This window comes from Aeromonas sp. sif0611 (genome assembly GCF_019218845.1).
Taxonomy (GTDB): domain Bacteria; phylum Pseudomonadota; class Gammaproteobacteria; order Enterobacterales; family Aeromonadaceae; genus Aeromonas; species Aeromonas media.
In genome coordinates, this window is the sequence record NZ_JAHUWU010000043.1 from 1 (window position 1) to 300 (window position 300).

1 protein-coding gene is annotated in these 300 nt (G+C 66.0%); it reads right to left on the bottom strand.

Annotated features, from left to right (window positions below):
- A partial coding sequence (locus KW824_RS20685) for a VCBS domain-containing protein (protein WP_218410889.1) occupies window positions 1–300 on the bottom strand: 300 nt, incomplete at both ends.

Genomic DNA, 300 nt, shown 5'->3' on the forward strand with positions numbered 1-300 from the left:
CGGTGATGGCGAGGCTGCCCAGTGCGCCAGTGCTGGCCACGCCGTTGCCGGCCACAAACTTGGCCTCATCGGCGCCGTCCAGGTCGGTCACGCTCAGGGTGCCGGTCTCGGTCAGGGTCGGGGTGCTCTCGTCTTCGGTCACGCTGCCGGTGTCGCTGCCGGTGATGACAGCCGCATCGTTGACGCCGGTGATGGTGATGGTGACGGTGTGCTCGGTGCCATCCACAGACTGCACGGTGAAGGTCTCGACCTTGGTCTCCCCCTCGCCCAGGTACTGCACCTTGCTGTTGTCGACGTTGT